Source organism: Alistipes montrealensis (genome assembly GCF_018362775.1).
GTDB lineage: Bacteria > Bacteroidota > Bacteroidia > Bacteroidales > Rikenellaceae > Alistipes > Alistipes montrealensis.
Map to the genome: position 1 here is coordinate 277,851 of NZ_JAGYXY010000003.1, position 10,090 is coordinate 287,940.

Annotated in this window: 11 protein-coding genes; 8 read left to right on the top strand and 3 right to left on the bottom strand. The window is 57.4% G+C overall.

The genetic code is table 11. The features are described from left to right. Positions 1-133: 133 nt before the first annotated feature. From rfbA to rfbB, 5 genes are read left to right on the top strand one after another with little or no spacing between them, the layout of a single operon-like run. Positions 134-1,018: a glucose-1-phosphate thymidylyltransferase RfbA gene (rfbA, locus tag KG007_RS07340; RefSeq protein ID WP_213347901.1), complete on the top strand. Its 885-nt coding sequence runs from the start codon at positions 134-136 to the stop codon at positions 1,016-1,018. Continuing rightward, the gene (gene rfbC, locus KG007_RS07345) at positions 1,015-1,578 is read left to right on the top strand and encodes a dTDP-4-dehydrorhamnose 3,5-epimerase (RefSeq protein ID WP_213347902.1); all 564 of its coding nucleotides are present in this window, start codon (positions 1,015-1,017) and stop codon (positions 1,576-1,578) included. The genes rfbA and rfbC overlap by 4 nt, the downstream gene beginning before the upstream one ends. Beyond that, entirely contained in the window at positions 1,575-2,435 is an 861-nt protein-coding gene (gene rfbD / locus KG007_RS07350; RefSeq protein WP_213347903.1) for a dTDP-4-dehydrorhamnose reductase, read from the top strand. The genes rfbC and rfbD overlap by 4 nt, the downstream gene beginning before the upstream one ends. After that, positions 2,432-3,289, top strand: coding sequence for a glycosyltransferase family 32 protein (locus tag KG007_RS07355; RefSeq protein WP_213347904.1), 858 nt, complete (start codon positions 2,432-2,434; stop codon positions 3,287-3,289). Before rfbD ends, KG007_RS07355 begins: the two co-directional genes overlap by 4 nt. A 6-nt stretch (positions 3,290-3,295) precedes the next feature. Next, positions 3,296-4,354 (top strand): dTDP-glucose 4,6-dehydratase, encoded by a 1,059-nt coding sequence (gene rfbB / locus KG007_RS07360; RefSeq protein ID WP_213347905.1) that lies wholly within the window; start codon positions 3,296-3,298, stop codon positions 4,352-4,354. A 75-nt stretch (positions 4,355-4,429) separates the two neighbouring features. Here the strand turns inward: rfbB and ybaK are convergent, their stop codons facing one another. Continuing rightward, positions 4,430-4,921, bottom strand: a complete 492-nt coding sequence (ybaK, locus tag KG007_RS07365; protein WP_213347906.1) for a Cys-tRNA(Pro) deacylase — start codon at positions 4,919-4,921, stop codon at positions 4,430-4,432. Positions 4,922-5,003: 82 nt separating this feature from the next. Between ybaK and KG007_RS07370 the strand changes: the two genes are divergently transcribed. The 3 genes from KG007_RS07370 (at position 5,004) to KG007_RS07380 (ending at position 8,686) form a co-directional block, all read left to right on the top strand. Next, positions 5,004-7,493 carry a DUF5686 and carboxypeptidase-like regulatory domain-containing protein gene (locus tag KG007_RS07370; RefSeq protein WP_213347907.1) on the top strand — a complete coding sequence of 830 codons (2,490 nt, stop codon included), beginning with the start codon at positions 5,004-5,006 and terminating at the stop codon, positions 7,491-7,493. Positions 7,494-7,555: 62 nt separating this feature from the next. Next, positions 7,556-8,215: an HAD family hydrolase gene (locus tag KG007_RS07375; protein ID WP_213347908.1), complete on the top strand. Its 660-nt coding sequence runs from the start codon at positions 7,556-7,558 to the stop codon at positions 8,213-8,215. Positions 8,216-8,320: 105 nt separating this feature from the next. After that, positions 8,321-8,686, top strand: coding sequence for a DMT family protein (locus tag KG007_RS07380; protein ID WP_195460612.1), 366 nt, complete (start codon positions 8,321-8,323; stop codon positions 8,684-8,686). Here the strand turns inward: KG007_RS07380 and KG007_RS07385 are convergent. Both KG007_RS07385 and KG007_RS07390 read right to left on the bottom strand, forming a co-directional pair. Continuing rightward, entirely contained in the window at positions 8,594-9,313 is a 720-nt protein-coding gene (locus KG007_RS07385; protein ID WP_213347909.1) for a CatB-related O-acetyltransferase, read from the bottom strand. The two genes, KG007_RS07380 and KG007_RS07385, sit on opposite strands and share 93 nt — an antisense overlap. Before the next feature lie 257 nt (positions 9,314-9,570). Beyond that, positions 9,571-10,089 (bottom strand): hypothetical protein, encoded by a 519-nt coding sequence (locus KG007_RS07390; RefSeq protein ID WP_213347910.1) that lies wholly within the window; start codon positions 10,087-10,089, stop codon positions 9,571-9,573. Position 10,090: the final 1 nt, after the last annotated feature.

The following is a 10,090-nucleotide window of genomic DNA, read 5'->3' on the forward strand; positions in this document are numbered from 1 at the left end:
GTAAAGATAGCGATACTTTGCAAAAAAACGGACACGGGAATCGGAAATTCGCAAAAAAAGCGTACCTTCGATCAAAATTATCCGCTTTCCAGCCCCGCAGGACGACCGCGGGGCAGTATAATGACGCAAGGAGATGAAAGGTATCGTTTTAGCAGGAGGCTCGGGAACGCGCCTCTACCCGATAACGAAGGGAGTCAGCAAACAACTGCTTCCGATATACGACAAACCGATGGTCTACTATCCGCTGTCGGCGCTGCTGCTGGCCGGCATCCGCGAGATACTGATCATCTCGACGCCGGCGGACCTTCCGGGCTTCCGGCGGCTGCTGGGCGACGGCTCGGATTACGGCGTACGCTTCGAGTATGCCGAGCAGCCTTCGCCCGACGGGTTGGCGCAAGCTTTCCTGATCGGCGAAAAGTTCATCGGCAACGATTCGGTATGTCTTGTCCTGGGCGACAATATCTTCCACGGGTCGGGATTTACGGGTATGCTCCGGGAGGCCGTGCGCAATGCGGAGGAAAAGGGCTGTGCAACCATCTTCGGCTACCGGGTCGAGGACCCGGAGCGTTACGGCGTCGCAGAGTTCGACGCCCAGGGCAACTGCCTCTCGATCGAGGAGAAACCCGCACAGCCCAAATCGAATTACGCCGTAGTCGGCCTGTATTTCTATCCGAACAAGGTCGTGGGGATCGCCAGGTCGATCGAACCGTCGGCAAGGGGCGAACTGGAGATAACCACGGTAAACCAGGAGTTTCTCCGGGCCGGGGAGTTGAAGGTGCAGACCCTCCAGCGGGGTTTCGCGTGGCTCGACACAGGCACGCACGACTCGCTGGCCGAGGCCTCGATCTTCGTGGAAGTGATCGAAAAACGGCAGGGGCTGAAAATCGCCTGCCTCGAAGGCATCGCCTACCGCAACGGCTGGATCACGGAGGAGAAGATGCGTACGCTGGCCGAGCCGATGCTCAAAAACCAGTACGGCCGGTATCTGTTGAAAGTAATCGAAGAATCGAAACGATGAGAGTGACGAAAACGGCGATCCCCGGCGTGGTGATCTTCGAACCGCAGGTGTTCGGGGATGCGCGGGGTTATTTTTTCGAACGCTTTTCGCAGCGGCAGTTCGACGAGGCGGCAGGTCCGGTGCGGTTCGTGCAGGACAACGAATCGAAATCGCACTACGGCGTACTCCGGGGACTGCATTTCCAGAAGGGGGACTTTGCACAGGCCAAACTGGTATGCGTCGTACAAGGCCGTGTACTCGACGTAGCGGTGGACATCCGGCGCGGGTCGCCGACCTTCGGCAGGCATGTCGCCGCAGAACTCAGCGGCGAAAACAAACGGCTGCTCTTCATCCCCCGGGGATTCGCTCACGGATTCGCCGTGCTGAGCGAGGAGGCCATATTCCAATATAAGTGCGACAACTACTACGCTCCCGGCAACGAGGGCGGCATCGCGTGGGACGATCCTGCGCTCGCGATCGACTGGCAGCTTCCGGCCGGCGACATCCTCCTTTCGGAGAAAGACCGCCGCAACCCGCTGCTCGAGGACGCCCCGGAACTATTCGAATACTCCCAATTATGAATATACTCGTAACGGGCGCCAACGGCCAGTTGGGCCGTGAAATGCAGCGGCTCAGCGCCGTATCGCCCAACAACTACCTGTTTACCGACGTAGCGGAACTGGACATCACCGACGCCGGGGCCGTGCGGCAGGCCGTCGGACAAAACGCCGTCGAAGTGATCGTCAACTGTGCGGCCTACACCAATGTGGAGCGGGCCGAAGAGGACGAAGAGGCTGCCGAACGGCTGAACTGCGAAGCCGTGAAAAACCTTGCGAAAGCCGCGGCTGCGGCCGGGGCGACGCTGATCCACGTCTCGACGGACTACGTCTTCGACGGCACGGCCCACCGCCCCTACGCCGAAGAGGCGGTGACCTCGCCGCTCGGAGCCTACGGGCGTACGAAACTCGCGGGGGAGAAGGCCGTCGAGGAGTCGGGGTGCAAATACCTGATCTTCCGCACGGCGTGGCTCTACTCCGAGTACGGGAACAATTTCCTGAAAACGATGCTGCGCCTGACGGGCGAAAAAGAGCACATGAACGTAGTCTTCGACCAGGTGGGAACCCCGACCTATGCCGGTGACCTGGCCATGACGATCTTCTCGATCATCGAGGGCGGTTATTTTGCCGGAAACGAAGGACTTTACCACTTTACGAACGAGGGCGTATGCTCGTGGTACGACTTCGCCGTGGAGATTGCGGCCGCCGTCGGGCACGACAAATGCCGCATCATGCCCTGCCACACGTCGGAATTCCCGACCAAAGCCGCCCGCCCGGCCTACTCGGTGCTGGACAAAACCAAGGTCAAAACCACGTTCGGCGTCGAAATCCCCCACTGGCGGGAGTCGATGCTCTACTGCCTGAAAAACATGCTGCGATGAAACGCGAAAACCGAATACCCAAGATCATCCACTGGTGCTGGCTGAGCGGCGAACCCGTTCCGGCATTTTTACAGGAGTGCATGGCGAGCTGGAAACGCCGCCTGCCGGACTACACGCTCAAATGCTGGACGCAGGAGAACTTCGACATCCACGCCGTCAAATGGGTCGAGGAGGCCGTAGAGGGGCGCAAATGGGCCTTTGCTGCGGATTACATCCGGCTCTACGCCCTCTACACCGAGGGCGGCATCTACCTCGATTCGGATGTCGAAGTGCTCAAGTCGTTCGACAAACTGCTGGGCTACGACTTCTTCACCGCAGGCGAATACAGCCCGATCCACTATAAGCGCGCCGAGGTCCCGGTCGACGCACAGGGCGTCCCCTTCGACCGCGACGCTTTCGTCCCGGCATACGGGTTGCAGGCTGCCATCATGGGCGCGGCGCAAGGAAGCCGGTTCATCCGCGAGTGTATGGACTATTACGAAGGACACCATTTCCGCGAGCCGGACGGCACGCTGCGCGTGGACCTCACCATGCCGCTGGTTACGGCCAAGATCGCCGAACGGCACGGATTCCGCTATCTGGACAAAACCCAGATACTCGACACGGACGCCGGGGAGAAACTATACATCGGCCGGAACAGCCTGCTGCCGAGCTGCATCCACCTGCTGCGCCTGCGCACGATGGCTTTCCACCACTGCGCGGGAAGCTGGCTCGACCCGAAAGACCGCCTGAAAAGACAGGCGATCGGAAACCAGCGTCTTTTCCTTATTTTGAAATACGCGGCAAAGATGCGATGGTGGCGTTGGCGCCGCTGGCGGGAAAAACGCGCAGAAAACAAGAAAACAACCAAATAACCGGCTATGAAACGCAGTATCCTGATCACCGGCGGCGCCGGATTCATCGGGTCGCACGTCGTGCGGCTGTTCGTCGAAAAATACCCCGATTACCGCATCGTCAACCTCGACAAGCTGACCTATGCGGGAAACCTCGCAAACCTCCGGGACATCGAGGACCGCCCCAACTACACCTTCGTCAAGGCCGACATCTGCGATTACGACGCAATGTACAGCCTGTTTGCAAAATACGATTTCGACGGGGTGATCCACCTTGCGGCCGAAAGCCACGTCGACCGCTCGATCCGCGACCCGTTCACCTTCGCACGGACCAACGTGATGGGAACGCTGGCGCTCCTGCAAGCCGCCAAAGAGCATTGGAACGGCGCATGGGAAGGCAGACGTTTCTACCATATCTCGACCGACGAGGTCTACGGAGCCCTGCAATTCGACGGGACGCTCTTCACCGAACAGACCCGTTATGACCCGCACTCGCCCTATTCAGCGTCGAAAGCCTCGTCGGACCACTTCGTGCGGGCGTTTCACGACACGTACGGACTTCCGGCCGTGGTGACGAACTGTTCGAACAACTACGGACCGTACCAGTTCCCCGAGAAACTCATCCCGCTGTTCATCAACAACATCCGGCACGAAAAGCCGCTGCCGGTCTACGGCAAAGGCGAGAACGTCCGCGACTGGCTCTACGTCGAGGACCACGCGCGGGCCATCGACCTGATTTTCCACAAAGGGCGCAACGGCGAAACGTACAACATCGGCGGGTTCAACGAATGGCGGAACATCGACCTGATCCGGGTAATCATCCGGACGGTGGACCGTCTGCTGGGACGGCCCGAGGGCACTTCGGAGAAGCTGATCACCTACGTCACCGACCGTGCGGGACACGACCTGCGCTACGCGATCGACTCGCGCAAACTCAAGGAGGAATTGGGCTGGGAACCTTCGCTGCAATTCGAGGAAGGCATCGAAAAGACCGTGCGGTGGTATCTCGCCAACCAGGAGTGGATGGATAAAATCACCTCCGGGGAGTACGAACGGTATTACGAAGAAATGTATACCGGGAGGTAGTCCCGAAAACATCCGTATGGCACTTTCGCGGGAACGTCGCCCGAAAAAATGCAGGAAACTCCGGATTTCTGAAAACTATCCCTCGCGGCTGATGTCGGCCAGCGTCGCCCGTACATAGGCCGCCAGGTCGGAAGGGGCGATTTTGAATTGCAGCCCGCGCACGCCCGCACTGATGTAGATAAAGGGATGTCCGGCGGCCGTGCTGTGAATGTAGGTCGGAAACGGCTTTTTCATGCCGACGGGCGAGCATCCGCCGCGGATATACCCCGTCACCGGCAGCAGGTCCTTCATCGGGATCAAATCCACTTTTTTATTCCCCGAAACCTTTGCGGCGGCTTTCAGGTCGACTTCGTGGTGGCCAGGCACGACACAGACGAAATAGCCCGTGCGGTCGCCCCTGAGCACGAGAGTCTTGAAAACCGACTCAATGTCTTCGCCCAACTGCCGGGCGACGTGCGTTGCGGCCAGGTGTTCCTCGTCAACCTCGTAGGGAACCAGTTCATAAGCGACCTTTGCACGGTCGAGCAACCGTGCGGCATTCGTCTTTTCAACTTTCGTATGTGCCATATTGTTCCTTTTATCTTCTTATCTGCCGCAAAGGTAGTTTAAATTACCCGAATATGCGCTTTTTTGCTACATTTGCCGGGTCATGCAGCTACGGATAATCATATTACTGGCCGGACTTTTCTGGGCCGTCGGCGCTTCGGCGCAAACGACGCGTGTGCGCGGACAGGTGACCGATGCCGCGGACGGAAAACCCCTGCAATTCGTCAGCGTCGTATTTCCGGGAACCACAATAGGAATCACGACCGACGAACAGGGCATCTACGCCCTCGAAACGCGCGATACCGTGAGCCGCGTGCAGGCCTCGATGGTCGGCTACGCCACGCAGACCCTGCCGCTGACACCGGGAAGTTTCAACCACGTGGATTTCGCCCTCGAAGCCGTGGAATTCGGCATCGGGCAGGTGGTCATCACCCCGGGAGCGAACCCCGCCTACCCCATTCTCGACGGCGTTATACGCAACAAACCCCGGAACGATCCCGATCAGTACGACACGTACAGCTGCCGCACCTACACCAAGATGGAACTGGACCTTGCGAACATCAAACCGCAGTTCCGGAGCAAACGGCTCCAGCGCAACTTCGGGTTCGTCTTCGACTACGTGGACACCTCGGCGCTCACGGGACAGGCCTACCTCCCGGCGATGATCTCCGAAGCCACGGCCGACCTCTACCGCAGCAGCCGTCCGGCATTCAAACGCGAGGTGATCCGCGCCAGCCGCATCTCGGGCGTCGAGGACAACTTCGCCATGGCGCAGTTCACGGGCGGCATGCACGGCGACGTGAATTTCTACAACAATTTCATCGACATCTTCAACGTGCGCTTCGCCAGCCCGCTGGCCGACGGCGGACGGGCGTTCTACAACTATTTCCTGGTGGACAGCGTGGTGACCGAAGGACGTAAGGTCTACAAAATCCGGTTCCATCCCAAACGCCTTACCACCCCGGTGCTCGACGGCGAAGTCAACATCGATTCGGCGACCTATGCCCTCCAGTCGGCTTCGGCACGCATGCCCAAAGGCGTTAACGTCAACTGGGTCAAACACCTGATGCTCGACAACGAGAACCGCCCTACCGCAGAAGGCCGCTGGTTCCGTGTCCGCGACCGCGTGGCGGCGGAGTTCTCTATCGCGACGGCCGATTCGTCGAAACTCACCTCGTTTATCGGCACGCGCGAGGTAGCTTATTCCGACGTACGTATCGGCCAGCCGCTTCCCGACGAGATTCTGCGCATGGACAACAACGTCGTGGTACGGGACGAACAGCCCGAACACAACAAAGAGGAGTTCTGGGCACAGATACGTCCCTACGAACTGAGCGAAAAGGAGAAAGGAATCTACGCCATGGTCGACTCGGTACAGCACGTACCGCTCTACCGGAATATCTACACGTTCATCAACACGGTGATCGTCGGCTACTGGAATACGAAATACATCGGTATCGGCCCTTACTACAAACTGGCCAGTTTCAACAAGCTCGAAGGCTTCCGCATGCAACTGGGAGGCCGCACGACGACAAACGTGAGCCGCACGGTGCGCGTCGGGGGCTATGTGGCCTACGGCACGCGCGACGAGGACGTGAAGGGCGGAGGCAGCGTCGAACTGGCCTTCAACCGCCACCTGACCCGCAAGCTGACCTTCACGGCCAGGCACGACGTGATGCAGTTGGGCGCCGGGCAAAACGCCCTGACCGAGAGTAATATACTTTCGTCGATCCTCTCGCGCGGCGACCAGCGGCTTTCGATGGTCAACCGCGGAGAAGCGGTCTACGAACACGAATGGTGTCACGGCGTAAGCACCTTTGCCGGAGCACGCATGCAGCGTATCTTCGCCAACCGCTACGTGCCGATGCTGCGGCCCGACGGCACACTCGTCAACTCGGTGTCCGACGCCGCGGTGCACGTCGGCATCCGCCTCTCGAAAAATGAAACCGTCTACCGCATGCCCTTCGACAAGCAGCACATGGGTTCCGTCTATCCGATCCTGACACTCGGATTCTCGGCCGGGATTCCCGACGTGCTGCGCGGCAGCTACGAATACTACCGCCTCGAAGGAGCCCTCCGCTACCGCCCCGAACTGCCGCCGATCGGCTATTCGGACATCACGGTGCAGGGCGGACGCATCTTCGGCAAAGTTCCCTACCAACTGCTCAAACTCCACGAAGGCAACGGAACCTATTTCTACGACCCTTATGCCTTCTCGTGCATGAATTTCTACGAGTTCGCCTCGGATACGTGGGTGTCGTGGTTCTGGGAGCACCATTTCAACGGCATCCTGCTGGGACGCCTGCCGCTGATCAAGAAGCTGAAATGGCGCGAAGTACTGGTATGCAAAGGGGTCTGGGGCACGCTATCGCGCGAAAACAACGGGTCGCTGGCCGGGACCGGGGCCGACCTGCTCTTCCCCGTGGGCATGACTTCGGTGTCGGACCCGTATGTCGAAGCGGGGTTCGGCGTGGAGAATATATTCAAACTCTTCCGCGTGGACTGCATCTGGCGAATCACCCACCGCGATCCGAAACCCGGGCAGGACATCCAGAACTTCGCCGTCAACCTGAGCCTGCGACTCAAATTCTGACAGGCCGCAGCCGGCGTGTCGGGGATTTTGCCTATCTTTACGGCTCAAAACTCTGAACCACGATGAAGAAAGCAGCTATATTCGATATGGACGGCACACTGGTCGACAACTCCCCGGTACACGTCCGGGCGTTCGAAATCTTTTGCGCCCGCTACGGGGTAACCGGCTGGAAAGAGAAACTCGACAACGGCTTCGGCATGGGCAACGACGACATCATGCGCCTGGTAATGCCCGAGGAGGTGATCCGCGAAAAAGGACTCGCGGCACTGGCCGACGAGAAGGAGGCCATCTACCGCGAAATATACGCCCCGGATATCCGCCCCGTCGACGGGTTGGTCGAATTGCTCGAAAAACTCCACGCCGCGGGGATTCCGTGCGCCGTGGGTTCGTCGGGCTGCAAAGCCAACGTCGATTTCGTGCTCGATAAGTGCGGCCTGAATCCCTGGTTCGGGGTGAAGATTTCGGGCGACATGGTAGCGCACTGCAAGCCCGATCCGGAGATTTACCTGACGGCAGCCGCAGCGCTGGGCGTATCGCCCGCCGACTGTGTGATCTTCGAAGACGCCAGGGCCGGATTCGAGGCGGCCCGGCGCGCAGGCGCAGGCCGGACCGTAGCCCTTACGACAACCCTTCCGCGCAAGGTACTGGAGGGCGAATCGCTGGCCGACATCGTCGTCGACACCTTTGCCGACATCACCGACATCGACGCGCTGCTAGCCTGAAAGGGCGCCCATCCGGAGCCTGAAAACGGGTCGCAATAATTTTCGCGGCAGAAAGAACGCCGTATGCAAAATTTTGCTACTTTTGCGCGGTCAAAAACGCGTGTCATGTTCAAGGGAATTACCACCATTCTGCTGCTCGTCGTCTCCAACGCCTTCATGACGCTGGCATGGTACGGCCATATCGCCTTCAAATCCAGGCTCGAACGGTTCGGAATCCTCGCCATCGTCCTGCTGAGCTGGGGCATCGCGCTGTTTGAATACTGCTTCCAGGTCCCGGCCAACCGCATCGGAAGCGCCGAATTCGGCGGTCCGTTCTCGCTGTGGGAGCTTAAAGTAATACAGGAGGTGGTATCGCTTACGGTATTCGCTCTCTTCGCGTTACTCTTTATGAAGTCCGATACCTTCCGGTGGAACCATGTCGCAGGGTTCGTCTGCCTGATCCTGGCCGTCTATTTCATTTTCCGCAAATAGCGACAGTTCGCCGACGGCCCCGCTGCGGATAAACGGCAGGGCCTTACGGATTTTTCCGGCCGGCCACTCCCACCACCGGATTTCGAGCAGGCGCCGGATCGTGTCGTCGTCGAACCGGTATTTGATCATCTTGGCGGGCACACCGCCCACAATGGCATAGGGAGGTACGTCGCGTGTCACGACAGCCCGCGAAGCGACGATCGCCCCGTCGCCGATCGTAACCCCCGCCATCACGACGGCCTCGTAACCGATCCACACGTCGTTACCGACGACGATGTCGCCCCGGTTATCCCACGCCGAAGCCACTTCCGACTTGTCGACCCCCCCCCACTCCTCGCCCCAGAAAATCGGGAACGGATAGGTCGACAACGACCCCAGCGTATGGTTGGCGCTGTTGAACAGGAACCGCACGCCGCAGGCCAGCGAGCAAAAGCGGCCGATAGCCAGCCTGTCGCCGTTGACGGGATAATGGTAAAGGACGTTGTTGCGCTCGAACTTCTTGGGGTCGTTCACAAAATCGTTGTAAATCGTATATTCCCCGACCTCGATATTCGGATTGCGGACCACCTCTTTCAGATAGACGGTTTGCAGGTCCCCTTCACGGGGATAAATTCTGTTTTTTACCATTGTTCCCAATAAATTTAGCGCAACGATAACAAAGGTAGCAAAAGCGCATTTAAAAACACCTGCCGATCCCGGAGATTTTTTCGGTCAGATGCAGCCGGTTGTAAGTAAGATCGAAAATACTATACAAAAAGAAATCCCATCATGTGAAAGATTGATGGGATTTCTTTTTGATCTTAGTCTTTTGAATGCCTGTCAAAATATTTTTGACCAAGCATTTTCTACATTTTTTCGAATATAGAAGGGGCAAAGCAAGCGTATTAGTCAAATATAGATCGGGGAAGAGAATTATACGTTTCATTGTAATAATAGTCCTCCGCGTCATTATCCCACAACGAGTCATGTTCCCGAATAATATCGATAAAATAATATATCAGCATACTATCTGTAAAAGTCATATCATTATATTGAATGGGAGACCGTGGAAAAGCATCAGTTGCAAGAGTATCGATCCGGTCTTTAAAATGTAACAAGACGGCTATCGATGTGTCGACATAATCATTTACTTTAAGACGAGAAAATTCGGAACTATTTATGATTTCAGAAATATGCCGCAATGAATCCTTATCTGTCAACACTAATTTACGCAGATTGAGACTATCTTGAAGAAAATCGCCGACTGAAACATCAATAACTTTCATTAGCCCCCACGGAACCGTATTAGAATTGTAATAAATAATTACTTTCTCGAAATTTTTATCACCGACATTCTTCTCGCGGCAACTTACAGCAAGCAAAAAACAGATCACCGGGATTATATAAGCTATTAGTTTCATCATG